This window comes from Acinetobacter sp. YH12045, assembly GCF_013419925.1.
In the GTDB taxonomy this organism is placed as follows: domain Bacteria; phylum Pseudomonadota; class Gammaproteobacteria; order Pseudomonadales; family Moraxellaceae; genus Acinetobacter; species Acinetobacter amyesii.
The window spans coordinates 71,704-98,116 of record NZ_VOZE01000005.1 but is presented as its reverse complement, the minus strand read 5'-3'; the positions used below and the strand labels follow the sequence as shown (position 1 = coordinate 98,116).

Annotated in this window: 26 protein-coding genes and 5 tRNA genes; 11 read left to right on the top strand and 20 right to left on the bottom strand. The window is 41.9% G+C overall.

Annotation, left to right across the window (positions count from 1 at the left end; genetic code table 11):
* Position 1 precedes the first annotated feature (1 nt).
* From FTU02_RS08510 to FTU02_RS08500, 3 genes are read left to right on the top strand one after another with little or no spacing between them, the layout of a single operon-like run.
* Entirely contained in the window at positions 2 to 523 is a 522-nt protein-coding gene (locus tag FTU02_RS08510) for a Na+/H+ antiporter subunit E (RefSeq protein ID WP_111884121.1), read from the top strand.
* The gene (locus tag FTU02_RS08505; RefSeq protein ID WP_078192553.1) at positions 520 to 795 is read left to right on the top strand and encodes a monovalent cation/H+ antiporter subunit F; all 276 of its coding nucleotides are present in this window, start codon (positions 520 to 522) and stop codon (positions 793 to 795) included. The genes FTU02_RS08510 and FTU02_RS08505 overlap by 4 nt, the downstream gene beginning before the upstream one ends.
* Positions 796 to 807: 12 nt before the next feature.
* Positions 808 to 1,209 (top strand): Na+/H+ antiporter subunit G, encoded by a 402-nt coding sequence (locus tag FTU02_RS08500; protein ID WP_111884120.1) that lies wholly within the window; start codon positions 808 to 810, stop codon positions 1,207 to 1,209.
* 188 nt (positions 1,210 to 1,397) lie between these two features.
* On the opposite strand, the gene FTU02_RS08495 is transcribed toward FTU02_RS08500, so the two are convergent.
* The 12 genes from FTU02_RS08495 to tpiA form a co-directional block, all read right to left on the bottom strand.
* Entirely contained in the window at positions 1,398 to 1,826 is a 429-nt protein-coding gene (locus FTU02_RS08495; RefSeq protein ID WP_180156719.1) for a hypothetical protein, read from the bottom strand.
* A 403-nt stretch (positions 1,827 to 2,229) separates the two neighbouring features.
* The gene (locus tag FTU02_RS08490; RefSeq protein WP_078189413.1) at positions 2,230 to 2,637 is read right to left on the bottom strand and encodes a ribosome-binding factor A; all 408 of its coding nucleotides are present in this window, start codon (positions 2,635 to 2,637) and stop codon (positions 2,230 to 2,232) included.
* Positions 2,637 to 5,330, bottom strand: coding sequence for a translation initiation factor IF-2 (infB, locus tag FTU02_RS08485; protein ID WP_111884116.1), 2,694 nt, complete (start codon positions 5,328 to 5,330; stop codon positions 2,637 to 2,639). Before infB ends, FTU02_RS08490 begins: the two co-directional genes overlap by 1 nt.
* Positions 5,331 to 5,340: 10 nt before the next feature.
* Positions 5,341 to 6,825 (bottom strand): transcription termination factor NusA, encoded by a 1,485-nt coding sequence (gene nusA / locus FTU02_RS08480; RefSeq protein ID WP_078192558.1) that lies wholly within the window; start codon positions 6,823 to 6,825, stop codon positions 5,341 to 5,343.
* Between the two features lie 35 nt (positions 6,826 to 6,860).
* Complete coding sequence (gene rimP / locus FTU02_RS08475; protein WP_180126953.1) at positions 6,861 to 7,385, bottom strand: ribosome maturation factor RimP; 525 nt, start codon at positions 7,383 to 7,385, stop codon at positions 6,861 to 6,863.
* Between the two features lie 216 nt (positions 7,386 to 7,601).
* A tRNA-Met gene (locus FTU02_RS08470) sits at positions 7,602 to 7,678 on the bottom strand.
* 90 nt (positions 7,679 to 7,768) lie between these two features.
* Positions 7,769 to 7,845: transfer RNA gene (locus FTU02_RS08465), tRNA-Met, on the bottom strand.
* 58 nt (positions 7,846 to 7,903) lie between these two features.
* Positions 7,904 to 7,980, bottom strand: a tRNA-Met gene (locus tag FTU02_RS08460).
* 73 nt (positions 7,981 to 8,053) lie between these two features.
* Positions 8,054 to 8,130, bottom strand: a tRNA-Met gene (locus FTU02_RS08455).
* A gap of 48 nt (positions 8,131 to 8,178) precedes the next feature.
* A tRNA-Leu gene (locus FTU02_RS08450) sits at positions 8,179 to 8,263 on the bottom strand.
* 52 nt (positions 8,264 to 8,315) lie between these two features.
* Positions 8,316 to 8,645 (bottom strand): preprotein translocase subunit SecG, encoded by a 330-nt coding sequence (secG, locus tag FTU02_RS08445; protein ID WP_180156717.1) that lies wholly within the window; start codon positions 8,643 to 8,645, stop codon positions 8,316 to 8,318.
* A 13-nt stretch (positions 8,646 to 8,658) separates the two neighbouring features.
* Positions 8,659 to 9,450, bottom strand: a complete 792-nt coding sequence (tpiA, locus tag FTU02_RS08440) for a triose-phosphate isomerase (protein WP_180062795.1) — start codon at positions 9,448 to 9,450, stop codon at positions 8,659 to 8,661.
* A gap of 275 nt (positions 9,451 to 9,725) precedes the next feature.
* On the opposite strand from tpiA, the gene pilB reads away from it, so the two are divergent.
* Genes pilB through coaE form a run of 4 tightly spaced genes read left to right on the top strand, consistent with a single transcriptional unit; the run spans position 9,726 to position 14,166 of the window.
* Positions 9,726 to 11,435, top strand: a complete 1,710-nt coding sequence (pilB, locus tag FTU02_RS08435; protein ID WP_180156715.1) for a type IV-A pilus assembly ATPase PilB — start codon at positions 9,726 to 9,728, stop codon at positions 11,433 to 11,435.
* A gap of 32 nt (positions 11,436 to 11,467) precedes the next feature.
* Positions 11,468 to 12,694 carry a type II secretion system F family protein gene (locus FTU02_RS08430; protein ID WP_078192563.1) on the top strand — a complete coding sequence of 409 codons (1,227 nt, stop codon included), beginning with the start codon at positions 11,468 to 11,470 and terminating at the stop codon, positions 12,692 to 12,694.
* Positions 12,694 to 13,554: an A24 family peptidase gene (locus FTU02_RS08425; protein ID WP_180156713.1), complete on the top strand. Its 861-nt coding sequence runs from the start codon at positions 12,694 to 12,696 to the stop codon at positions 13,552 to 13,554. Before FTU02_RS08430 ends, FTU02_RS08425 begins: the two co-directional genes overlap by 1 nt.
* Before the next feature lie 9 nt (positions 13,555 to 13,563).
* On the top strand, positions 13,564 to 14,166 hold the full coding sequence (coaE, locus tag FTU02_RS08420) for a dephospho-CoA kinase (protein ID WP_180156711.1): 603 nt from the start codon (positions 13,564 to 13,566) through the stop codon (positions 14,164 to 14,166).
* Positions 14,167 to 14,184: 18 nt separating this feature from the next.
* On the opposite strand, the gene FTU02_RS08415 is transcribed toward coaE, so the two are convergent.
* The 3 genes from FTU02_RS08415 to FTU02_RS08405 form a co-directional block, all read right to left on the bottom strand.
* Positions 14,185 to 15,102: a DMT family transporter gene (locus FTU02_RS08415; protein WP_373684229.1), complete on the bottom strand. Its 918-nt coding sequence runs from the start codon at positions 15,100 to 15,102 to the stop codon at positions 14,185 to 14,187.
* Positions 15,103 to 15,110: 8 nt separating this feature from the next.
* Complete coding sequence (gene rlmB, locus FTU02_RS08410; RefSeq protein WP_168378207.1) at positions 15,111 to 15,869, bottom strand: 23S rRNA (guanosine(2251)-2'-O)-methyltransferase RlmB; 759 nt, start codon at positions 15,867 to 15,869, stop codon at positions 15,111 to 15,113.
* 177 nt (positions 15,870 to 16,046) lie between these two features.
* A complete protein-coding gene (locus FTU02_RS08405) occupies positions 16,047 to 16,370 on the bottom strand; it encodes a pyrimidine/purine nucleoside phosphorylase (RefSeq protein ID WP_067763086.1) in 324 nt (107 codons plus the stop codon).
* A 600-nt stretch (positions 16,371 to 16,970) separates the two neighbouring features.
* Here FTU02_RS08405 and recN point away from each other — a divergent pair.
* Positions 16,971 to 18,632: a DNA repair protein RecN gene (recN, locus tag FTU02_RS08400; protein WP_180156706.1), complete on the top strand. Its 1,662-nt coding sequence runs from the start codon at positions 16,971 to 16,973 to the stop codon at positions 18,630 to 18,632.
* Between the two features lie 61 nt (positions 18,633 to 18,693).
* On the opposite strand, the gene FTU02_RS08395 is transcribed toward recN, so the two are convergent.
* Positions 18,694 to 19,419, bottom strand: coding sequence for a hypothetical protein (locus FTU02_RS08395; RefSeq protein ID WP_162689751.1), 726 nt, complete (start codon positions 19,417 to 19,419; stop codon positions 18,694 to 18,696).
* A gap of 308 nt (positions 19,420 to 19,727) precedes the next feature.
* Between FTU02_RS08395 and FTU02_RS08390 the strand changes: the two genes are divergently transcribed.
* Both FTU02_RS08390 and ruvX read left to right on the top strand, forming a co-directional pair.
* Positions 19,728 to 20,282 carry a YqgE/AlgH family protein gene (locus FTU02_RS08390; protein WP_078189425.1) on the top strand — a complete coding sequence of 185 codons (555 nt, stop codon included), beginning with the start codon at positions 19,728 to 19,730 and terminating at the stop codon, positions 20,280 to 20,282.
* Complete coding sequence (gene ruvX / locus FTU02_RS08385; protein ID WP_111884874.1) at positions 20,275 to 20,718, top strand: Holliday junction resolvase RuvX; 444 nt, start codon at positions 20,275 to 20,277, stop codon at positions 20,716 to 20,718. Before FTU02_RS08390 ends, ruvX begins: the two co-directional genes overlap by 8 nt.
* A gap of 105 nt (positions 20,719 to 20,823) precedes the next feature.
* Here ruvX and FTU02_RS08380 read toward each other — a convergent pair whose 3' ends face one another.
* From FTU02_RS08380 to FTU02_RS08370, 3 genes are read right to left on the bottom strand one after another with little or no spacing between them, the layout of a single operon-like run.
* Positions 20,824 to 21,828, bottom strand: coding sequence for an HlyD family secretion protein (locus FTU02_RS08380; protein WP_180156704.1), 1,005 nt, complete (start codon positions 21,826 to 21,828; stop codon positions 20,824 to 20,826).
* Positions 21,829 to 21,862: 34 nt separating this feature from the next.
* Positions 21,863 to 22,069, bottom strand: a complete 207-nt coding sequence (locus FTU02_RS08375) for a DUF1656 domain-containing protein (RefSeq protein ID WP_078192571.1) — start codon at positions 22,067 to 22,069, stop codon at positions 21,863 to 21,865.
* Positions 22,062 to 24,161: an FUSC family protein gene (locus FTU02_RS08370; RefSeq protein ID WP_180156702.1), complete on the bottom strand. Its 2,100-nt coding sequence runs from the start codon at positions 24,159 to 24,161 to the stop codon at positions 22,062 to 22,064. The genes FTU02_RS08375 and FTU02_RS08370 overlap by 8 nt, the downstream gene beginning before the upstream one ends.
* A gap of 464 nt (positions 24,162 to 24,625) precedes the next feature.
* Here FTU02_RS08370 and FTU02_RS08365 point away from each other — a divergent pair, with 464 nt between their 5' ends.
* Positions 24,626 to 25,402: an IclR family transcriptional regulator gene (locus tag FTU02_RS08365; RefSeq protein ID WP_180026532.1), complete on the top strand. Its 777-nt coding sequence runs from the start codon at positions 24,626 to 24,628 to the stop codon at positions 25,400 to 25,402.
* Between the two features lie 230 nt (positions 25,403 to 25,632).
* On the opposite strand, the gene FTU02_RS08360 is transcribed toward FTU02_RS08365, so the two are convergent.
* Positions 25,633 to 26,259 (bottom strand): alpha-ketoglutarate-dependent dioxygenase AlkB, encoded by a 627-nt coding sequence (locus tag FTU02_RS08360; RefSeq protein ID WP_180156701.1) that lies wholly within the window; start codon positions 26,257 to 26,259, stop codon positions 25,633 to 25,635.
* Between the last annotated feature and the right edge of the window lie 154 nt (positions 26,260 to 26,413).

Below are 26,413 nucleotides of genomic sequence, written 5' to 3'. Positions count from 1 at the left end.
CATGGCGACACTATCTTTATTCAATCGCTGGTTTCCGCATCCATTGGTATCAGTCATGGTTGGTCTGAGCTGGGTGATGTTAGCGCACAGTTTAGATGCAGCCACACTATGCATGGCCTTGGTTTTAGCAATTGTTATTCCGCGAATGGTTCGCCCTTTTATTGATCGAACACCCAATATCAACTGGCTGGCAGCATGTAAATTATTCTTTGTGGTGTTATGGGATATTATTGTCAGTAATATCCATGTTGCAAAACTCGTCCTTGGTCCGACACATAAATTGCATCCGAAATGGTTCCGTGTTCCTCTCGATACACAGCATGAAGAAGTCAATTCTCTGCTTGCGATGATCATCACCACGACACCCGGTACGGTGTCTGCCGGAATTGACCAAGACCGTGGTGATATTTTGGTCCATGCGCTGAGCACGGATGATCCTGAAGCAGAAATTCAAACCATTAAAGAGCGCTATGAACGCCCTCTCATCCTCATTTTTGGCGCTGATACAGGAGAGTCTGCATGACAATTTTACCTTATGCGCTTGGCATTTGTTTAGTTGCGGTGACGATCTCGATGTTACTGTGCCTCATCCGCTTGGTGATGGGACCTTCAGTTGTGGACCGACTACTTGCTTTAGATACTTTGTTCTTAAATGCCACCTGCTTAATCGTCATTTTAGGTATTTATTGGGCAAGTACATCAATGTTTGAAGGGGCTTTATTGGTTGCCATGCTGGGGTTTGTATCTACAGCTGCTTTAGCGCGTTATTTCACTACTGGCCACGTCATCGACTAGGAGTCCTTTAATATGCAATTAGTCATGGAAATTTTGGTCTCGATTTTTTTGGTGATTGGCGCTTTTTTCATGTTGGTCGGCGGTATTGGCATGGTTCGCCTACCTGACTTATTTATGCGACTGCACGCACCGACTAAATCAAGCACCTTAGGTTTAGGAAGTTTTCTAATTGCTGCAATTATTTATGCAGCATTTCAAGGCCGTTTTGGATTTGCAGAAATCCTGATCACGCTTTTTGCTTTTATCACTGCACCGGTTTCTGCAAACCTCATGGCACAAGCGGCATTACATTTACGACTGCGCTCGATGAGTGGTGATGCACCAGAAGCTCTGAATCGCCCTCTTCCTTGGCAGCGAACTCGGCGCCGTGCATTTCACTCTAAACGCCATTCAAAACCGGAGGATCTGGATTAAATCTAGATCCAGTTTTGATTATCCCTTATAGCCCAAAAGTCTTTAATTTTCATCCATAATTTCTCAAATACATTTCCCTGAGCCATATATTGCAAACGCTTTTGGTTATATGGCGTTGTCTTTAATCCATATTTTTCAGCTAAATCAATCAGTATATTTGTTTCATAACGACTTTGAAAATGATCAGACTAATTAGGCTGATATTGACTCATCTCAAGATTCGCAAATTCATAAAACAGCTGTACCATCACGGCATCTTGTCTTGAAACAACATTTTTCTGCTCATTAATCTGTAAACTAGCCTGCTCTCGTATAGCATCATATTCTGCTGTTGTGAGTTTTCGCTGATTCTTCCAGTGTGCATCGGGTACATAACCTGTTCCATAATATACATTCAACAATAGATATTCATGAAAATATTTTGCTGTCGCACGTTTTTCTTTGGCTGTTAAAATATTCAGATGAATCCATTCACTGCCAAGATGTATCGATGGATCACGCTTCATACCTTCTGCAATCCAATTTTTGGCCAGTTTAATATTACCGATCAACTCATAAGCTGTGCCTAAATTCACTGCCATCTTCGGTAAACCTGGATACTCAATTTCCAATTGCACGTAAAACCTTAATGGCTAAATCGTATTTACCTGCATAAATCTGATGTACGGCATAATCATTTTCTGCCTGATAGTCTATTGGGCTAGGATGCCTTGATACAAAGTTATTCAATTTCTCGTCATGATGTTCTTCGCGTTGATTTTCTTTTTATGAATCAGATGTATAAAAATCTTCTACATAGGTATTTAAACATGCCCAACTTGGCATAGTAATAAATAATGCGCTACTCAAAAGGATTATTTTTTTCAATTCATTATTTTTACAGATTGGCGGATTAAATATCATGTTCGACCTGTCTTTCATTGGCATATTATAATTTTAAAGTGATTGAGTTTTTAAATTACCGTTATTCAAACATAAAAAAGCCACCCAAAGGTGGCTTTTTTCATTCAGCGAACTGAATTATTCATCATCTTTTTTTGCTTCGTCAGTAGGAGGTAAGTCCTTGACCGCTTCCGCAATTAGACCAAACATATAGTTGCCATAAGCATTTGTTTTGTCGTAATGGAAACGCAAACGTGGCGTAATACGTGTTTTGATACGACGGCTTAGTTCATGACGCAAGAAACCAGATGCTTTATTCAAGACATCTAAAGTCTCTTTATTTGCGGCTTCACTTTGCTCATCGCCTAGCTCACGACCCATTACAGTCACATAAACTTCGGCATATCCTAAGTCTGGGCTCACCTTCACGGCAGAGATGGTCACGAGACCACCTAAGCGTGGATCTTTCAGCTCCTGACGGATCAGTTCTGACAACTCACGTTGTACTGTATCCGCCATACGCTTCAGACGTTGACTACCCGCCATTAAAGACTCCGTTTAATCAATTGAACATCGTACACTTCGATCTTATCTTGTGCTTTGATGTCTTTATAGCCTTTCACCGCAAGACCACATTCCATACCGGCACGAACTTCTTCAACCACATCTTTGTAGCGACGAAGAGATTCAAGCTCGCCTTGGAATACCACCACGTCATCACGTAATACGCGAATCGGTTTATTACGGTGTAATGTACCTTCAAGTACCATACAACCTGCAGCAGCACCGAATTTACTTGAGTGGAACACTTCACGTACTTCAGCAACACCCAGAATTGTTTCACGGTGTTCAGGCGCCAATTTACCGCTCATCGCATCTTTCACATCATCAATTAATTGATAGATGATCGAGTAGTAACGAATGTCGATACCATCAGCATCAGCTTTTTGACGTGCAGTATTATCAGCACGTACGTTAAAGCCGAGAAGAACCGCTTCTGAAGATTCAGCAAGTGTTACGTCAGACTCAGTGATCGCACCAACACCTGAACCAATAATACGTACTTTCACTTCATCAGTTGCAAGTTCAGCAAGTGCAACGTGTAATGCTTCCAAAGTACCACGTACGTCTGTTTTCAATACCACGTTGACAATAGGCACATCTTTCTTGCCCATAGACGCCATGATATTTTCAAGACGCATCGCAGATTGACGTTCAAGACGTTTTTGACGTTCACGATCCATACGCGCATCAGCAACTTCACGTGCTTTTTTCTCGTCATTTACAACAAGAACTTCATCACCTGCCATTGGCGCTTCTGGTAGACCCAAGATTTCCACAGGAATCGAAGGACCAGCAGATTTAATACGTTGACCATTTTCATCTGTCATCGCACGTACACGACCGTATGACGAACCTGCAAGAACAAGGTCACCCACTTTCAATGTACCGTTTTGAACAAGAATCGATGTTACCGCACCACGCCCTTTGTCTACACGTGCTTCAATTACAACACCTTGTGCTGCACCCTCTTCAGATGCTTTAAGCTCAAGAAGTTCGGCTTGAATTGAGATCAAGTCAAGAAGTTCGTCGATACCTGCACCTGAATGCGCAGAAACCATTGCCACGGGAACGTCACCGCCCCATTGCTCAGGTACGATTTCTTTCGTCGTCAACTCATTCAATACGCGATCTGGATCAGCAGACTCTTTATCCATTTTGTTGATAGCAACAATAATTGGCGTACCTGCTGCACGTGCATGGTCAATCGCTTCCGCAGTTTGTGGCATAACACCATCATCTGCTGCAACAACCAACACTACGATATCTGTAGATTTCGCACCACGTGAACGCATTGCAGTAAATGCTGCGTGTCCCGGTGTATCTAAGAAAGTAATAATACCTTTTTCAGTTTTCACATGGTAAGCACCAATATGCTGTGTGATACCACCTGCTTCACCTGCAGCCACTTTAGAGCGACGAATACGGTCAAGAAGTGATGTTTTACCATGGTCAACGTGACCCATAATTGTCACAACTGGCGGACGAGTGGTTTGGACACCACGCGCTTCTTCAGCTGCTTCAAGTAAGTTGTCTTCTGCTTGTGTATCCGAAACAAGTACTGGATTGTGACCCATTTCTTCAACAACAAGTGCTGCAATTTCTTGATCAATCGCTTGGTTTTGAGTAACCAATTCGCCCATTTTCATGAGTGATTTGATAACTTCGCGAACTTTAACCGCCATTTTCGCAGCCAAGTCAGCAACAACAATTGTTTCACCAATTTCAACATCATAAACTTGTTTTTTAACTGGTTTTTCAAAGCCATGCTTGTTCGCTTGACTTGTTTTCAAACCACGTTTATGTGAGTTATCACGGAAAGATTGCTCTTCGCCACGACGACCACCTTTTTTAGGTGAACGTGAATTGTTGGTATTGGTACCACGTTTAATTTCACGGTCTTCTTTCGCAAATGAATCTTCATATGCCTGACCTACAAGGCCGGCAGCAAGCGGAGAATCATCTACAACACGAATGGTCGCAGTAGTGTCTTCGTTAGAATACTTAGACGCCATTTGACGCATTTGCTCAAGCGTACGTTGTTGCGCTTCTTCAGCGGCTTTACGACGCGCCGCTTCTTCTACAGCTTTCAATTGTGCTGCTTGAGCTTCACGTGCTTTTTTCTGTTCTAGAGTTTCAACAGGTTTTGTAATTGGCTTGTTGTTTGACTTACGTTTTACAACAACCGCAGCTTTCGGTGTTTCTTGCTTCGCATGTTCTTGCTTCGCAGCAGCGCGCATTGCTTCTAAAGCTTGTTTCGCTTTAGATACTGGTTGTTGCTTCGGTTCTTCAGCTTTCGCTTCAACCTTAGGTTCCTGTTTACGTGCTTGTTGGTCAGCTTGTGCTTTCGCTAATGCTTCAGCTTTAATTTGCTCAGGATCCGGTTTAACAAATGTATGTTTCTTACGAACTTCTACATTAATCGTTTTTGCCTTGCCCGATGTACTCGCCACTTTAGCAGTACTGGTAGTTTTACGTTTCAACGTGATTTGTCCTGCATTGCCCGCATCCTGACCATGAACTTTTTTCAAATGGTTAACGAGGGCATTTTGTTGTTCAGTGGAGATAATATCGTCAGGTTTAGTTTGTGGTAAACCCGCATCACGAACCTGTTCCAGTAGCTTCTCAACTGGACGACCCACGCTGAGAGCTAACTCCTTAATCGACTTGTCCGTCATATATTACCTCCTAGTTAAACCATGATTCGCGCGCTTTCATAATAAGTTGACCTGCTTTTTCAGCACCTAAACCTTCGATATCAGAGATATCGTCAGTGGCTTGATCTGCAAGATCATCTACAGTTACCACACCGCGAGCGGCAAGCGCATATGCGATTTCTTTAGTCACGCCTTCCATTGCAGCAAGCTCTTCGCTTGGCTCTTGGATGTTTTCTTGTTGCTTCAATGCATCAGCCAATGCGATTTCTTTTGCACGACCTTGTAGCATTTCAACAGTTTCAGCATCAAGTTCGATCTCATCGAATGTTTCCGCAGGAACATACGCGATTTCTTCTAATGATGTGAAACCCATTTCAACTAACGCCATCGCTAAGTCTTCATCAATATCTAGACGTGTAACAAACATATCTAAATATTGTTGCGCTTCGTTTTGTTGGCGTGCGTGATATTCTTCTTCAAGCATCATATTGAGCTTGTAACCAGTCAATTCAGATGCTAAGCGTACGTTTTGACCTTGAGAGCCAATTGCACGTGCTAACTGATCACTCGTTGCAAAAATAATATCTGCAGTACGTTCTTCTTCATCAATCACGATACCTGATACATCAGCAGGCTCTAGAGCACTTGCAATGTACTGTGCCGCGTCATCAGACCAAACGACTACATCAATACGCTCACCATTTAACTCTGATTGAACTGCTTGGATACGTGTACCACGCATACCAATACATGCACCTACAGGATCAATACGGTGATCGTTTGTTTTCACAGCGATTTTAGCACGAACGCCAGGTTGGCGTGCAGCAGCCTTAATCTCAATGATTTCTTCAGCAATTTCAGGAATTTCTTTCTTCATCAATGCAATAAGCATTTCTGGTTTAGAACGAGAAAGTAATAACTGAGCACCACGGCCTTCACGGTTTACGTTAAACAAAATCGCGTTTACACGTTGTTTAGGACGTAGAATTTCTTTAGCGATCATTTCTTCACGCGCAAGATATGCTTCTGCATTGTCACCTAAATCAATGATAAAGCCATCTTTGGTTTGTTTTTTCACTTCACCGTAGATGAGTTCACCAACTTTAGATTCGTAAGCATCTGCAATTAGCGCTCGCTCTGCTTCACGAATTTTTTGAACAATCACTTGTTTCGCAATTTGTGCCGCAATACGACCAAAATCAATCGATTCAACTTCAAGTTCACGGATATCCCCAATTGCCCATTTTGCAGGATCTACATCAGAGATCGCATCTTGGCATGCTGGCATTTCGTGATCTTCGTCGGCAACCACTTCCCATTGACGGAAAGTACGGTAATCACCAGTACGACGGTCGATTTCTACACGTAGACGAGCTTCTTCCGAGTGAGTTCCCTCGTAGAATTTCTTCTTAGTCGCTGCAACTAAAGCTTGTTCAAGCGCTTCAAAAATTGCATCACGACTTACACCTTTTTCGTTACTAACCGTTTCTACTACGGTAAGAATTTCACGAGCCATAAGTCACCTATTCGTTCAGATTCTTATTTATTAAATTAATCTTGGAAAACCAGATTTGCTTTATCAATATTGTGGCTGTCAATATCCAACACTTGTTGCTTTTCAACTTCAACCTGAATCATTTCGTTCTCAAGGTCTACGTTAACAAGTTTGGCTTGGAATTTACGACGATTATCTACAGCACTGATCAAACGCAAAGCGACTTGCTGACCAATGTATGCCGTCATTTGTTCCAATTTAAAGAACTGACGATCCCAACCTGGAGATGACACTTCCAATGCATATTCGCCTGAAATTGGATCATGTACATCCAACATCGCACCCACTTGCTGAGTGACACGAACACAGTCCTGCACGCCGATACCACGGCCTTGCTCAACTTCGCCATCTTCATTGATGACAGGTTCTGCATTTTCATCAACTTCACGGTCGATATAAATACGTAACAGTGAACGTTTTCCTTGAGGTTGGAAATCAACCCCCCAAAGTTCTACATCACATGCTTGCACCGCTGGGGCAATTAAGTCCTGAAGTGCTTGAGTTTTATTTGATAGCTTCATTTACTCTCGTCAAATTTGTGCGATTCGATGGTCGAAATGACCACTACAGACCAATACGAAACTATAGTAGTAGTGAAACATGACGGTTTGACCAAAATACTGTCGACACTACACGATAGCCAATAAAAAAGGGCGTAAATCGCCCCATTATTACACAGAAAACCATAGTCCACTGTGCAAAAAGGCCCACCTAGTTGTGAGCCTCTTTTAGAAACTTGGTAGCGGGAGCTGGATTTGAACCAACGACCTTCGGGTTATGAGCCCGACGAGCTACCAGACTGCTCCATCCCGCATCAACATGCAAAAATTATATACAATTTCTTGGTCATTTTCAATCTAAAACAACCTGAAGAATTGCCCTACTGAGTTGCATCTCAGAGGATTGGTAGCGGGAGCTGGATTTGAACCAACGACCTTCGGGTTATGAGCCCGACGAGCTACCAGACTGCTCCATCCCGCATCAACATCACAATGACTTTCAGATAAACTGCTTATATAGATTGTGTGCTATATAAGATTGGTAGCGGGGGCTGGATTTGAACCAACGACCTTCGGGTTATGAGCCCGACGAGCTACCAGACTGCTCCACCCCGCATCAATATGCAAATAGTTTTCTCAGCTTTAAAAGCTGTCCATTTAAAAGTTTGCATCTTAAAAATAGAATTGATTGGTAGCGGGAGCTGGATTTGAACCAACGACCTTCGGGTTATGAGCCCGACGAGCTACCAGACTGCTCCATCCCGCATCAACAGAGTTTTGCTGCATACACCAACTTATGTTCTGGATTATAAGTTGGTGCGGAAGGGGGGACTTGAACCCCCACGCCCGAAAGCACTACCACCTCAAGGTAGCGTGTCTACCAATTCCACCACCACCGCAGCTGTGACGCATTCTAGTCGCAACACGTCAAAAAAGAAAGTGCTAAATAAATTATTCAGCGCTTTTTGGTGCAGTTGGCGAAGTTTCAGCCGATTTTGCAGGCGCAGTCGGTACTGAAGAAATCGCATTCAGACTATAAACATCTGTCGTTTGTTTCTTTGCAAACACAGCAAGTGTCAAGCTCGTAACGAAGAACAAAGCCGTTAAAATCGCAGTCAAACGGGTCATAAAGTTACCCGAACCCGATGCACCAAATACAGTTGCAGCACCGCCGCCACCAAAAGATGCACCCGCATCTGCGCCTTTACCATGCTGAACTAAAATCAGCACGATCATTAAAATCGCTAAGATAATATGTACCACCAGCACAAACGTATGCATGCTGAACTCCTAATTATTTTGTATTTGCAAATGCTTGAGCAATTTTATAAAACGACTCTGCATTTAATGATGCACCACCGACCAGCGCACCATTGATATCCGGACAGGCTGCCAACTCTACTGCATTTTCAGGTTTTACACTACCACCATAAAGAATCGCAGTATGAAGTCCCATTGGGGTGATTTGGCTTAAACCTTCACGAATTTTAGCGTGCATCGCTTGCGCATCTTCAGGTGACGCTGTTTTACCTGTGCCAATAGCCCAAATTGGCTCATAAGCTACCACAATTTGTTTCCACTGCTCTGCTTGTACAACAGCAGCAATATCACATATTTGTTGTAACACAATCTGTTCTGCTTGGCCGCTTTCACGTTGTTCTAAGCTTTCACCCACACAATAAATCACAGTCAAACCTGCGTTTAATGCATTTTTTACTTTTTCATTAATGATATGCGGTTGATCAGCGAATATTTCACGGCGTTCCGAATGACCAATCAGTACAAATTCAACACCATAATCTTTTAATAGCTCAGCACTGAGTTCACCCGTATATGCACCTGTACCTGCAACGCGAGAAACGTCTTGTGCAACGGTCATAATATTACGGCTAGCTTGTGTTAATTCATTTTGCACCGTGGTCAGAGCAATAGCTGTTGGTGCAACCCCAATATGACATGCCGCTTCAGCAATATTTTGTTCATCTAATAATTGCTTAAAATTCTTAAGAAGTGCGCCAGCATCGGCTTGCAATGGGTTCATTTTCCAGTTACCCACTACCCAAGGCGTAATCGTCGAACCCGACATATTTATCCCACATGACAAAGATGAAATCGGGCACATTCTACACGTAATTCATAATTATGAAGATAAATTTCAACACATTTGCAAGTTCGAAGCACGCCAGTCACTCCAAGATCTTCACTTTTCTGTAAAAAAATTAAGCAGATTTAAGGACTGGTTCATGCTTTTTACCAATTCTTAGCTAGTGACAACACTTTAAGATATGGTATTTTTGTGCAACAAAAGTATAATTTTGCTATACCAATTATAAACAGACTGAAGCATAGGCAAGTAAAAGCATGACAGCAGTTCAAGGTTCTTCAAGATTTACGGGGTTTATTCGTCGCTTAGTTGACGAAGGGCATCTGTCTGCCGAAAAAATGCAAACAGCGCTGCAAAATTCAAAAAAGGCTCATCAAGATATCGTGCCGCATTTGATTCAGGAATATCAACTTTCAGCACGCCTGATCGCTGAAACCATCTCGATAGAATTCGGTGAACCGTTTTTTGATATTTCGACTTATGACACCTCCTTAATTATTCGTGATGAATTTGAAGATAAGTTAATTACCAAGCATCGTATTTTGCCTATTTTTAAACATGGCAATTTATTATTCGTTGCGATCAGTAATCCCACCAATATTGAAGCAGTGGATGCCATTCGATTTGGTAGTAAGCTGAATACTGAAACAATTATTGTTGAACATGACAAACTTGAAAAGTTAATTGAACAGAACTTTTCTGAAGAAAGTACTTTTGACTTTGATGATGACTTTGATCTTGATTTAGAACAGGAAACTATTGATCCAGCGAAAGAAGATGAAGATGAGGCAACGGGGGATGAAGCTCCGATTGTTAAATACATCAATAAGCTGCTAGTCGACGCAATTCGTATGGGTGCATCTGACTTACACTTCGAACCCTACGAAAAAACCTATCGCGTCCGCTACCGTGTCGATGGCGTGTTAAGAACAATTACAAATCCGCCCTTGCAGCTCGCTACTCGACTCGCTTCACGTTTAAAAGTCATGTCACAAATGGACATCTCGGAAAAGCGTATACCTCAAGACGGTCGTATCAAGTTAAAGCTGTCAAAGAACAAAGCTATCGACTTCCGTGTGAACTCTTTACCGACATTGTTTGGTGAAAAACTTGTTCTACGTATCCTTGATCCATCTAGTGCGATGCTAGGGATTGATGCGTTGGGTTATGAACCGGATCAAAAAGAACTGTTCATGCAGGCTTTAGAAAAACCACAAGGCATGCTACTCATTACCGGTCCAACGGGTTCCGGTAAAACCGTATCTCTATATACAGGTTTAAATATTCTCAACCGTGAAGATACCAATATTTCAACTGCCGAAGACCCTGTGGAAATTAACTTAGAAGGGATCAATCAGGTCAACGTAAATAATAAAGTCGGCCTCACCTTCTCTGCAGCCTTAAAATCATTCTTACGTCAAGACCCTGATATTGTGATGGTCGGTGAGATTCGAGATTTAGAAACGGCTGAAATTGCAATTAAAGCGGCTCAAACAGGTCACATGGTGATGTCTACACTGCATACCAATAGTGCACCTGAAACACTGACACGCTTACGCAATATGGGCGTGCCTTCATTTAACATCGCGACATCCGTGAACCTTGTCATTGCGCAGCGACTTGCACGTCGCCTATGTTCACAATGTAAAGAAACAGTAGACGTACCAAAACAAAGTCTATTGGAGCTTGGTTTTACCGAAGATGATTTAAATACACCAGAATTCCAAATATACCAGCCTGTGGGTTGTGCCGAATGCCGTGAAGGCTATAAAGGTCGTGTGGGTATTTACGAAGTCATGAAAGTGACACCTGAAATTTCAAGAATTATTATGGAAGACGGCAATGCCTTACAAATTGCCGAAGCTTCAAATCAAGCAGGTTTCAACAATTTACGCCGTTCAGGCTTAATTAAGGTCATGCAGGGGGTGACTTCACTTCAAGAAGTCAATCGTGTGACCAGTGAGTAAGTGAATTAGTATTTAAAAATAAGGATAAATTCATGGCTGTAAAAAAAGCGCAGATGATGCCAACCTTCAGTTATGAAGGCGTGGATCGCAAAGGGGCGAAAATCAAAGGGGAAATGCCTTCGCGTAATATGGCTTTAGCTAAAGTCACTTTACGTAAGCAAGGCATCACCATTAAAACCATTCGAGAAAAACGTAAAAACATTCTCGAAGGCTTGATGAAAAAGAAAGTATCCACTTTGGATATCACGGTATTCACGCGCCAACTTGCAACCATGATGAAAGCCGGTGTACCGCTCGTTCAGGGGTTCGAAATCGTGGCGGAAGGCTTAGAAAACCCAGCCATGCGTGAAGTGGTCTTGGGGATTAAAGGTGAAGTTGAAGGTGGCAATACATTTGCTGGTGCACTCCGTAAATATCCGCAGTATTTCGACAACCTATTTTGCTCATTAGTTGAATCAGGTGAACAATCGGGTGCACTTGAAACCATGTTAGACCGTGTTGCAATTTACAAAGAAAAAAGTGAATTGCTTAAGCAAAAAATTAAAAAAGCCATGAAATACCCAGCTGCGGTAATTGTTGTCGCGGTTATTGTGACGATCATTTTGATGGTGAAAGTAGTTCCCGTATTCCAAGACTTGTTTTCATCGTTTGGTGCAGACCTACCTGCCTTTACCAAAATGGTAGTGAACATGTCGGAATGGATGCAAAAATATTGGTTCTTCCTCATCATTGGAATTGGCGCTGTGATTGCTGGTTTCATGGAAGCAAAAAAACGTAGCAAAGCTTTCAGAGACTTCTTAGACAAAGCTGCACTCAAAGCACCAATTTTTGGGGATTTGGTTTATAAAGCAATTATTGCCCGCTATAGCCGTACCTTGGCAACCACTTTTGCTGCCGGTGTACCCTTAATTGATGCGCTTGAATCAACTGCAGGTGCAACCAACAACGTGGTCTATGAAACAGCAGTCATGAAAATTCGTGAAGATGTGGCGACTGGTCAACAGCTGCAGTTTGCGATGCGTGTCACCGATAAATTCCCATCTATGGCGATTCAAATGGTGGCTATTGGTGAAGAATCCGGTGCCTTGGATGCTATGCTAGACAAAGTGGCAACGCATTATGAAAATGAAGTGGATAATGCCGTAGATGGCTTAACTTCGATGATGGAACCCTTGATTATGGCGGTACTAGGTGTCCTCGTTGGTGGTCTTGTGATTGCAATGTATCTTCCAATCTTCCAAATGGGTTCTGTGGTTTAATGCAAGAATTAATAACATATTTAATTAATACACCAATTGCGTTATATATCGCAGTTGGGATTTTTAGTCTTTGCATCGGTAGTTTTTTGAATGTAGTAATTTACCGCACACCAAAGATGATGGAACAAGAATGGCGTACGGATTGCCAACTGTTTTTACATCCGGATCAACCGATTATTGACGAAACAAAGATCACCCTGAGCACACCTGCTTCAACCTGCCCAAAATGCAAAACGCCCATTCGTTGGTATCAAAACATTCCAGTCATCAGTTGGATCGTGTTACGCGGAAAATGTGGAAGTTGCCAAAATTCAATCAGTAGCCGTTATCCACTGATTGAATTACTCACCATGATCTGTGCGCTGATTGTTGTTGCAGTTTTTGGTCCAACTATCCAAATGCTGTTTGGTCTAGTGCTGACTTATGTATTGATTGCCTTAACATTTATTGACTTTGACACCCAACTTTTACCTGACCGCTATACCCTTACTTTGGCTGCATTCGGGCTTGGCGTGAATAGCTATGCCATTTATACCTCTGCAACCTCAGCCATTTGGGGGTATATCATCGGGTTCTTATGCCTATGGATTGTTTACTTTTTATTTAAAATCATAACTGGCAAAGAAGGCATGGGCTATGGTGACTTTAAACTTTTAGCTGCGTTGGGTGCATGGATGGGCCCTTTCCTGCTCCCACTGATTGTATTACTCTCTTCACTAGTAGGTGCAATTATTGGCATTATTTTGCTCAAAGTTCGTAAAGAAAACCAACCTTTTGCATTTGGTCCCTATATTGCCATCGCTGGATGGATCGCCTTTTTATGGGGTGATCAAATTATGAAAATTTATTTGGGTCAATAAGGTCGTTGTATGACATTTGTCTTGGGTTTAACAGGTGGTATTGGTAGCGGTAAATCTGCTGCAAGCAATTGGTTTGAACTCCAAGGCATTCAAGTGGTCGATGCTGATATCGTTGCACGCGAGGTTGTCGAACCGGGGCAACCCGCACTGATTCAGATTCAACAACAATTTGGTGATTGGGTTCTACTGGAAAATGGTGAGTTAAATCGGCGCGCTTTACGTGAATATATCTTTAAAGATCCTACAGCACGTCAAGCACTTGAAGCCATTACCCATCCTGCAATACGTCAGTCCATTATCCAACAGTTAAATGAAGCCACCAGCCCCTATGTCATCTTGGTTTCGCCGCTGTTATTTGAAACCAATCAACATGAATTAACCAATCACACCTTACTTATTGATGCCACAGAACAATTGCAAATTCAGCGTGCATCACAGCGCGATGGTCAAAATATCGAGCAAATCCAAAAAATCATTCAAGTGCAAATGTCGCGTCAGGAAAAGCAAAAAATTGCAGATGATATCGTGCTGAATGATGGTCATTTAGATCATCTTTATGCACAGCTTCGGCCGTTGCATCTCAAGTACTTAGCGCACGCTGAAAAAAGCTAAATAAAAAAGCAGTCTTACTCAGACTGCTTTTTTTTGTTGTTCGAGTTGCTGCTCTAGACTGTCCTTTCGTCCCAACCATTTCCACGGTTGAATCGCTCCAATCCCCATCCCGACCAATCCACACACAATTGCAAAACTTAAGGGTTCATTCAGCAGCGGTACCGCTAAAATTGCAGCAATAAAAGGTGCCAAAGTTACGATACTTCCGGCTTTAAATGCACCCAGACGCTTGATCGCCTCTACATACGTTAAAGTCGCAATAATCACCACAAAAATACCGTGAAAGATAACTTGTCCAATGAGTTGCAATGGCTCTGGGTCAGACCAATGTTTAGGGAAAAATAGTAGATAAATAGGTACGAATACCACGGCAGACCAAACCGCAACCCCCGCCATGGCATGCCAAGCAGAGAGCCTCCATTGCTTAAGCAATACCGTAAATATCCCCCACCAAATGGCACTGATAAAAAATAGCAAATCACCTAAACCAAATGCCACACCAGTCTCGACGTACATTAAATAGCTCATTAAGCTAATGGCAGAGACCATAATCACCACACTGATCCACGTATGCTTATCGAGCGGCTGCTTGAAGATCAAAAACGCGGCTATGGCTGTACATAAAGGAATACAACCATTGAGGAAAATTGCAGCATGGGCCGCAGGAGCATAATGAAATGCGCTATAGGCCGTTAAACAATAGGTCACCCCACCGAGCATAGCAAGGATAAAAGGCTCTTTTTTCCATAAAAAAGCCGTATCTTTTTTATAAATCAAAATTGGCATTAAGATGCAAAATGCCAAAGCAAACCTGAGCGCCGTGATATCCCAAGCACTGATTCCCCAATTGGCGCTTAAACGCGCCGTTAAGGTAAATCCACCCCAAATACACATGGTAATGAACACATATAAATAACCTTGCTTTTGAGGAGACATCATCACTGCTATTTCAATTCATTATTACGTTGACGGCATGCTTCATACAATGCCATACCGGTTGCGACACTGACATTTAAGCTTTGCAAATTACCAGCCATTGGAATGTAAACAGTTTGATCACATTGCGCCTGCGTAATAGGACGTAAACCTGTATCTTCAGCGCCCATCACCACACATACACCCGTACCTGTGAAGTCAAAATTTTGAATCGGCAATGCTTTTTCATCTAGCATAGTGCCGACCACACGTACATTAAAGTCTTCTTTGATTTGAGCCAAGGTACGTGCCAAGTTCGTCACCTGAATAAACTTCACTTTTTCAGCACCACCTGCAGCAACTTTACGGGCTGTTGGGGTAAGCGTCGCTGAACGATCACGCGGTGCAATCACCGCTTCAACACCCATGGCTGCCGCTGTACGAATGCATGCACCAAGGTTATGTGGATCTGTAATATGATCTAATGCCAATAGCAACGCATTTGGATTGGCTTGTAATAAAGCCTCTAAATCTTTTTCGTTCAAAACTGGATGTGGACGTACAGCAGCAACCACACCTTGATGGAACGGTTGTCCCGCAAGTTTTTCCAAACTATCACGGCTAGCTTTTTGAATGCTGACACCAAACGGTTCTGCAAGCTCAAAAATACGTTTTAAACGCTGATCATCACGTCCTTTTAACGCAAATAAAGTTAAAACGCGTTCTGGCTCAAGTTCCAGTAATGACTCCACTGAATGAACGCCATAATAATATTCCGGTTTCGCCATGAACGACCTCTAAATTGCAAACTTCGATAAACTTTTGAACAGGGTATGATATCCCTAGAGCACAGCATAGGCTGCCAAAAAGAAAAATCCTGCAAAGCAAGCTTTACAGGATTTATGCTATGACACATAGTTTAACCGATTTGAGGTTAAAAAACTGTGCCTAAATGGATTGAATCATTAGCCTTCTAAGTGGCACACATAATCCAACACTTCGTCTGTTTCAATTTTAAATCGGCTATTACCTGGCACGTAGAATGATTGACCCGCACGGAATAGTTCGCTTTCTTCGCTATCTGCAATTTGAACACGACATTCACCTGAAATAATTTCCATACGTTCAGGTACATGGGTTTCAAAAGTCAGCGCTTGTTCAGTTGGAAGCAACACACCCAGTGTTTTCTTTGTTCCATCTTCAAATTGCACAGTATGGCTGATGCATAGACCGCCAAAATAAACATTTGATTTTTTGATGACTGATACATGATCAAACTGTGCTGACATGCGTTTTCTCCAGATAAAGCATATTTATAATATTTTGATCGATGTAGTTTAATTGTGCTGCAAAAACTAATCAATCTGTGTTGAAAACTGTGCGATAGATAATTACAAAAATCTGAGTACTGGATGTGCCCCTATTTCATCCCACCACCTCAACATTGAGAGTCTAAAACAAGCTGTGCTGTTGTACAAAATACTTTTTTGTTTCATCCACTAAAGTCCTAGTTAGGGTCTATTGAAACGCTGCAAAATCATTTCACAGATATATACATGGATAATGAATTATATGGACGGATTTAAGAGACCAAATCATGACGTTTTAAGGCAATAACACGTTAGATTAGATACAAGAATACATACACAAACGTGTTTTGTGAGAACTTAGCAAAATGTTGGATGATTTAAGCTCACGTTATGCAAGATCATTTACTCTTTGCATCACTACACTGCGTGCTTACGGCAGATACGAAACTAATTTCTTATTAAACTGAAATTTAGGATAGAATTATGAGGTTTTTCGTCATCTTAAAATAAAACTTATCTTGTGACCAAAACAAAACTTAATTATCTTTAACTAGAACTTTTCGCAGCTCGGATGCGTTTATGCTGACACATTTAACTCTGATCAATTTTGCATTAGCCGACCATTTAGCCATCGACATTGAACAAGGCTTTAACGTCCTGACGGGTGAAACAGGTGCTGGTAAATCTTTGCTGCTAGACGCACTATCAGCATGTTTAGGTGAACGAACAGACACCAACTATGTGCGCTATGGATCAGACAAAGCCGATGTGACAGCGACCTTTAGCTACCAAGAGCACAGTCCTGAAGCACTGTGGCTCAAAGAACATGAGCTGGATGATGAGTCTGGAGAAATCCATTTACGTCGCGTGATTTTTGCAACAGGTCGTAGCAAAGCATGGATTAATGGACGTCCGAGCAGCTTATCTGAGTTAAAAGAAATTGGCCGCTTATTGGTACAACTCTATAGCCAACACAGCCAACAACAACTCTTGGAACCGCCTTATCCAAAACATTGGCTAGATCGCTATTACAATTTTTATCAGCCTGCTCAAGCCGTGCGTGATGCCTATAGCAAATGGCAAAAGGACATTCGTCAGCACCAAGCAGCGCTCGATGCCCAAGCCACACGTAAGCAACGGATAGAAACACTTGAACTTCAATTGGAAGAACTTGAAGACCTTGTGCAAACGGACTACAAAGAAATCGAGCAAGAATTTGACCGTCTCAGTCATCATGAACATATCATGCAAGATTGTAGCTATGGTCTAAATGCCCTCGATGACGCCGAGCAAAATATCAATCAAGAAATGGGCGCGATCATTCGTCGGATTGAATCGCATGCAGGACGTAGTGAACAACTTTCTGAAATTTATACGTCGCTACTGAACGCTCAAAGTGAAATTGAAGATGCCACCGCAAATTTACGTCAGTTTATTGATCGTCAAAGTTTTGATCCTGAACGTATGGACGAATTAAATACCAAACTGGAAGTTTTTCATCGCTTAGCGCGTAAATATCGTACTCAGCCTGAAGATTTAAAACAAGAATACGAAGCATGGCAACTTGAGTTAGAGCAACTGCATCAGCTGGAAGATCCTGAAACGTTGGCAGAACAAGTTGAGGTTTCTCATCAAGACTTTTTAGCCAAAGCACAGCATTTGGATGATATTCGTCGTGAAGCGTCTACCCCATTGGCGAAGCAATTGACCGAACAAGTGAAGCAGCTCGCGCTCCCAGAAGCACATTTTGAATTTAAATTTGAACCGCTTGAACATGTTTCGAGTGAAGGTTTAAGCTTTATTCAGCTGTTATTCACAGCCAACAAAGGGATTCCTGCTCAGCCTCTAGCACGCGTGGCATCGGGGGGTGAATTGTCACGTATCGCCTTAGTCATGCAAGTGATGAATGCTGAAAAAACCGAATCCGAAGTGTTAGTCTTTGATGAAATTGATGTCGGGATCAGTGGCGGAACGGCAGAAATTGTCGGGCGTTTGTTGGCTGATTTGGCGCAGCATGTTCAAATTCTATGTATCACGCATCAAGCGCAAGTTGCAGCACAATCCGATCAGCACTTGTTGGTGAAAAAACGTCAAACGGATCCTGCAAGCAGTATCATTATCGAATTAGAAGAAGATGATCGGATCCAAGAGCTGGCTCGAATGACTGGTGGTGTGGAGATTAGTCAAACGACCTTACAACACGCAAAACAGTTGCGACAATTAAAATTTCAACATAGTTAATTTTTGATGCTTTCAAAAAAGCCTGTGTATTCAAAGTACACAGGCTTTTTTCTTAAATACACTATTTGACAATCCCCTGATACACAAAGGCTTTCGAGCCTAAGCTATAGCGTAAATATTTATACTGCGGCTGATGTTGTTGATTGAGTAACATAACATCCACGTGTTTCGGACTGATTTTGAGATATTCATTACCGCTACGACGATCGGTTTCATAATGGCAGTCATAATCTACCGAGATTTGATCTAGTTTCTTTTGCTTAGTTTGAAATACATAAGATTTAAGTAACTGTTTTGGTCCAACTTCAACAGCTCTTAAATGATGTAGTCCACTGCAATTATCACCTTTATAATAACTCTTCACCAAATATACGGTTTTATTTTGGATGTTGACCGGCAAAATTTGATTGATATAGCCTGAGTCAAATTGATCTAAATGTTGCGTTTTTCCCGTTGCATATTGCACATAGCTGCTCCACTCCCCCATGGTGCCTCCGCCAGACACATCAAAACTATAAAATTTAAGTTTTTTATCTGGTGAATATTGCACATGAACAAAACCTTGCTTTTCGAGTTGCGTAAATCCGTAGTGAAAACTGCTCGGATCTGCCGCAATGACATCCACAATTTCACGTTCTATCGCTTCATTGACCTCATAAAAATTTAAGTTTTTATATTTTTTAATCACCTGAGATTCATGTTTTTGTAAGTCAGCGCTTCCTGCAAAGCCTGAAATAGGTAGGCTTGCACAGAGTGCCATCCCTATTATTTTTGAAAAATGTGTCATTGTTTTACCCTCAGTTTATCCTGCTATTTTAAGCAATCCTTATCATCCATCACGTATATCTTCTCCTCACTTTTGTACTGCTGTTGTTCAAATCACCAATCATCGCTTCACAATTCACCACATTGCAGACCCGCCTGCACGATGAAGATTTTTAGCATGTCCCTCACTGGTCGAGCATGACAAATATTGAATTTGCAGAAAAACTCATTGTTGAAAACTTGTGAGTCTAGTATGTTGATAAATACAACGTTATTCGAATGCAATTCCCCCCAAGAATCAAACTTACCCCAATAAGGAGAAGCCATTAGGTGACTAAACAATACCTCACACACCGCTGCCTGATTGCTCCACCCGAAATGAACGATGAATTCTTTGCCAATACGGTGATTTATTTAGCGCGACATGATGAAGATGGCGCTCAAGGCATTATTATTAATCGTCCTTCGGGCTTGCAGATCAAAGAACTCTTGAATGATTTGGAAATTGAGGCAGATAATGTGCATCCTCATGAAGTGTTGCAAGGTGGACCTTTGCGCCCAGAGGCAGGTTTTGTTCTTCATACTGGTCAACCGACATGGCATTCGTCTATTGCTGTAGGTGAAAATGTCTGCATTACCACGTCTAAAGATATTTTAGATGCGATTGCACACAATGAAGGTGTGGGTCGTTATCAGGTGGCTCTAGGCTATGCCAGTTGGGGTAAAAGCCAATTAGAAGAAGAAATTGCTCGGGGTGATTGGCTCATTTGTGACTCAGACATGGATTTAATATTTAACTTACCTTATGACGACCGCTGGGACGCTGCCTATAAAAAAATGGGCGTAGACCGCATGTGGTTATCATCTGAGATTGGACATGCCTGATTTACCACAATATCAAATGATTATGGCCTTTGACTTTGGCACACAAAAAACAGGAATAGCTGTGGGACAAGCCCTGATTGAAAGTGCAAATCCCCTGCCACTCTTTCCCATGAAAGATGGCATTCCCAATTGGGATAATCTACTCAAGATTGTGAAACAGTATCAGCCGGATTTGTTCATCGTGGGTCTACCGCTCAATATGGATGATAGCGAATCTGAACTCTCCACACGTGCGCGTAAATTTGCACGACGCCTTCGCCACCAAACCAATATTGAAACCTTGATGGTCGATGAACGCTTAACGACACGTGAAGCGCGTGATGAATTAGATCATTATCAAGCCCAAGGCCGTGCGAAGAATCTTTCTGCCGACAGCCTTGCTGCAGCATTGTTTATTGAAAGTTGGTATCGAAATCCAGTCGGGCTAAAACCTTAAGCGCTTTCAACAAACAGGCAAATAAAAAAGCATCCAAAAGAGGATGCTTTTTTATGCGCAAGATTGATCACTCAATGCTGCGCAAATGAAATGATTGGGGATAACTTAGTTTTTATCCACAATATGAATCGTGGTGGTTCGACCCGCGACAAAAGCCAACTGATCATGCGGTACTTCATCCAGTACAATTTTCACTGGTACACGCTGTGCCAAACGGACCCAACTAAAGGTTGGATTGACATTGGCCAGTAAGCCATCAGTCGAGGTACGTTCACGGTCTTCAATCCCTGTTGCAACGCCTTGTACATGGCCTTTATAAACTTCAGAACTTCCCATCAGTTGGATTGTTGCAGGTGCGCCAACATAGATTTTATCCAGTTTGGTTTCTTCAAAATATCCCACAACATACAATTGTTGACGGTCAATTAAGGCCGCCACGGCTTGTCCTACTTTGACGTAATTCCCTGCTTTGAGTTCAAAGTTAGACAAAGTTCCATCTGTTGGTGCAACCACTTCCGAACGTTTTAAATTCAATTCTGCCAAATGTAAACTGCTATTGGCCGCTTCAATTAGGGCTTTTTGCTGCACCACACTGGCTTTGGCTTGTTCAATCGCTGCCTGAGTTTGCTCATACTCTGCATGTGATTGATCACGTACTGCAAACATTTGATCTTGTTCTTGTTTTGAAATCGCACCGTCCATCAAACTTGCATAACGATTTGCATTTTTATCTGCAAGATTAATATTGGCTTGCGACTTCACTAAATTCGCTTTGGCTTCAGCAAGCTGCGCTTCAGCCCCTGCGAGTCCTGCTTTGGCTTTCGCCAAGTCAGATTTGGCTTGCTCAAAATCCAAGGCTTGACGTGCCACATCTATACGAAACAGCACTTGGCCTTTTTTCACTTGTTGGTTGTCTTGAACTAAAACGTCTGTGACCAAACCTGAAACATCCGATGACACTTGAATCACGTCACCACGTACCCGTCCATCACGCGTCCATGGTTCCGAATTGTAATAGTCCCAAATATGTTTCAGCGCAAGTAATGCGCCGCATAGCACGATTATCAACAATACAGGCCGAACATATTTTCGGACATTCAAATTGGTCATACGATTACCTCAATCATTTCATTTTTTTAGGGGCTTAGAACTGGCAGAAAATAAAGATTTCATGCACCAGCCAAAGCAACATCACAAATACACCCAAATAAAAAATATTGGGCATCGGCACCCAATCTTGCGCCATCCATCGGTCAAGCAAACGCATGATGATCCGCAATAACAGATAGGCCAATACCGCTTGAATCAATAGAATGGGCACATAGACGCCATATACATTTAGCTCACCCATGTTGTGCCTCGACCTGTAAATGATTTGGAGTCTGCTGTGTTAGAACATGACACAAACTGCTTTGAATATTGTTCAGTGAATACTGAATTCGATGCATAACATCGTCGTTTTCAATACCCTGAACGGCCTGATTCAATCGTTGAATTCGCTCTACAATTTGCTGTTTCAAGCTCATATACACATTATTTTGCCCTTGTTCCATGGCACGAAAATAGTCATCTAAATCTTGTTGTAACTCTTCGAGTTCGCTGACTAGTGCATCATTCGGATCGAGTTTATTCATGAGTTCTTGCAAGCGGGTCAAATCAATCACCGCACTGGCTTCCACCAAAGCCCACTCGATCTGTTGTTTCAAGTTCCCTGATTGCACCATTTTGCTATTTAGGATGCCGATTCGGTCCAACATACTGCGTAAATGCACCCGAAACGGTAAGCCGTACGGCAGATATAAAGCCTGACGCAGTGCCTTGTAATGCTGTGAAAGTATGCGTTGGGCCGTCATATCTGGTGACATCGCACGCACTAAATGAATAATAAACACCGAAATAATGGGTCCCAAAACCGTCCCAATCGATGCATCAAAGAAAAACACCTGATCAAGGCTAAAGCGGTTTTGAAAATTCAGCCCCATGATGGTCCCCATCAAAAGCGGCAAGCTGATCCCAATCAAAGGCGGATGTAAAAACAGCATCAGACAGAACATCACAAACGGTGCTAGCACCACGATCAACTGCCAAAAGGCGGTCACATGCGGAAAAATGCCATAGGCGTAGATGAACACCATGAACGCCGCATACATATTGGCGCGAATAAACATTTTCAATGCAGGAACAGGATTATCCATTGCCGTTAAAATACAGGCACTGATCGCAGCCATTTCAGCCATCATAAATCCAGCTTTCCAACCACTAACGATCCAAAAACCCGTGGAAATTAAAATAATCAGACACGCAGACACTCCGCCACGAATAGCAACCCCCGCATCTCGGTGCAAAGTCGGATAATGACTATTGCTCAAGGCGGTCAGTGTGGTTGGTAAAGTGGAGTCGCCTTGCTGTACCCGCTGCCAAAGCAGACGAATCGCACGAATATTCTGAATAAAATGGCGAATATCCATTTTTAGACTACCCAAAATCACCTGCTGTGATGGCAATGCCTGTGTCTGAATGTGTTGAAAATCTTGCTCAAATTGTTCAGGTAATTGATTAAGTTCACTTTCCTCAATCTGATGTTGATCTAATAAAAACGCGGCAATATGTTCATGGGCTTGCTTGAGTGCCGTCCGATAATGTGTGTCTAAACCGTCTAATTGTTTCATCCGCTCAGACATGGCCACCAAGTTACTGACCAACAAACTCAACTGATGCAAGATTTCCTGCAACGGACGTGTCATGCCTTTTAAGGTTGATTTTTCATAAGACAAATGCACCGCCATGACATGTATATCCGCGATATCTCGTGCAATATTGCCGAGGTTTTTTGAATAATTTTCTAGTTCGGCAGGCTCTAATAAAATTTGATCAAAAATTTCTTTGGTATCGGCAAAGGTTTTACTCACCCGTGTTTCGACTGCAGGACCAATATGCATTGGAAATAATGTCGTAGTCACGATGGCACTACATACCACACCCACCGTAATTTCGAGAAAACGCCCCAAAGCCATATCGAAGATCGAAGCGGTATCAATAAAATACACGACGTTAAAACAGATAATGACCGTGGTATAACCCGCCAACATGGAAACATAACTACGAGGCGTACGGTCTAGCAGTGACAAATACAGGCAAAACCCAACCCAAACCGCCAAAAAAACTGTAAACAGTACTGGCATATGAATAAGATGTGGCAGTGCCACCACTGAAACAGCCGCCCCTAAGAATGTTCCTAATACACGATACAAACTTTTTGAAGACGTCATCCCTGAATATGGATTCGCGATCACGAAAACGGTGCCAATTGCCCAAATCGGATAAGCCAAATTCAGTACAAAGGCTACATACAATGCCAACATGCCCGCGATGAACGTTTTGGTCGCAAAAATCCAGTCCATTTTATTGGGCCGAAAAGCGAGTATTTGTTTCGTCAGCAGCATGATTGATCTCGTCGGTTTGCTTCTTTTTAGTGAAAACGGCCTCGTATCGAATGCTTAAACATTCGACAGCACAACCTGTATCACGGCACAGAAATGACTAGAAATTTCAATAAGTAAAGAAGCGATTCAAATCGTGTTTCAAACCATTTGAATACAAAAAGTAATGTGCAACATTGCCTGCGCATCGAAAGAATGGGCAATATTTATTCAATATAGGATATTTTCACAACAATTTTGCTAAAAAAACAAATTAAAGTCAATATTAATATCTTATTTTGATAATTGACCTATATTTTAAGTGCGTATTTCAATTTTTTATTATGCTTTTATCAGAATAACCCAAGAAACCCTGTGATATTTCAGATTTGTTTCATTTTCAATGTAGAAAAGCGCAACATCAGGCCGAGCAATTTGTTATAAAGTAACTTAACGATTCATTTTTTATTGTGACCAAGCAGGTTCTTATGGCGCTTTCCAGTTTTGGTAAAATTCTCACCGTACTCGACTTATTTTCAGTTGCTCGTCCCATCATCAATGTCGACATTATTAGTGAAGAATTAGGCTTATCTAAACCAACGAGCTATCGCTATTTAAAAGAACTGGTTTCTGCTGAATTATTGCAGCGCCTCAGTGGGACTTCTGGCGATTACACACTGGGTTCAAAAATTGCTGTGCTTGATTTTATTTCTCGCACCACCGATCCATTGGTGCAAATTAGCATTCCCTTCATGAAAGAAATTGTGGAACGCACAGAGTCTTGTTGCTTATTGACGCATCTGAATATCGACTCTTGCATTGATGTACATCATGAACTTTATAAAGACTATGCAGCCTTGGCATATGGTCGAGGTAGCCCACGTCCAATGTACAAAGGCTCATCGTCTAAAGTGATTTTGTCGCAGTTACCTAAGCAACGGATTTTAGATTATTACCACCGTTTTGCGGACGAGTTATCACAAGTTGGTTTTGCGCATAATGAAGAAGAATTTATGCTGCAAATGAAAAAGATTAAAAAGCAGGGTTATTATTTTTCCAATGGTGAAGTTGACCCGAATATGTCGAGCTTATCGATTCCGATTAAGTTTTCCAGTAAAGAACCCCCACTTGCTTTGACCCTATTGGCGTCTAAAAATCGTTTTGAATTTATGAATTTTCAAAAAGTCGTAGAAATGATGCAAGACTGTACAGCGCGTATTGAGAAAAAATACAGCAGTATGATGGAAGAATCGGACGCCATTTAAATCTGATCAGATTGCGCAAAACTGATGCGATGTTGTAAAGATGATATTTAATTAATCTGATAAACCCATATTATTAATTGAATTTATTAATTATAAATATTGGATAAATTATCATAATATGATTATTGTTCTTTAGCAGTCATCTCAGCCATGTGTTCCATGATTTCAGTTGATTGTCGCTATACTCTTCCTCAGAGAAAGAAAAAAGCTCATCTAGATATGGGCTTTTTTTACGGCTGTTGATCATAGAAATAACGAAAGGTTAAATTCACCCTCGGCTCAGTCACTTTCATCGACTTCATTAGGGCATGCTTCCAATATCGTTGGGTTTGCCCACGCATCACGATCAACTGTCCACTTTGCAGTAAAAGCTGTACTTTCTCTTGAGTGCTCTTATGTTTAAAGCAAAACTTTCGGCTTGCACCAAAACTCAAAGATGCGATCACCACCTGCTGTGTGGGTGAAAGCAAAGATGGCTCATCATCACTATGCCACCCCACCGCTTGCGTACCATTTTCGTATAAATTGGCCAAACAGGAATTAAACGTCTGACCCACCCGTTGCTCAATATATTTCTTTAAGCGCAGTAAAGCTGGATTCCAGATCAATGCCTGCTTTTGCATGCCCGAATAGTGATACTCATAATGAGCATCTCCATACCAAACCACTTTTCGTTCCGTTTGATAATACTGTCCATGCAAAATGACTTCATCATGCTGCCAAGCTAACTGCGTGAGGAAATAGCGTAAATATTTTTCACTGTCTTCAGCATTGAAGATCAGTTCATAATCTTCAACTTCACCATCATAGGGCAGCAGGTTTGCATGCGGTTCAGGCGCAAATAATTCAAAATTCATCGGTTCAACTCAACACTGTTTGGCGCAGCACCATGATGCTGATGTCGTGAGCACATTTAAAAAATATCTTAGCCGAAAAACTCTCGTCACAAATCAAAACATTGTCATTACTTGTCGCATAGAATTTTCAGTCTTAGACTAAAGCTCATATTCA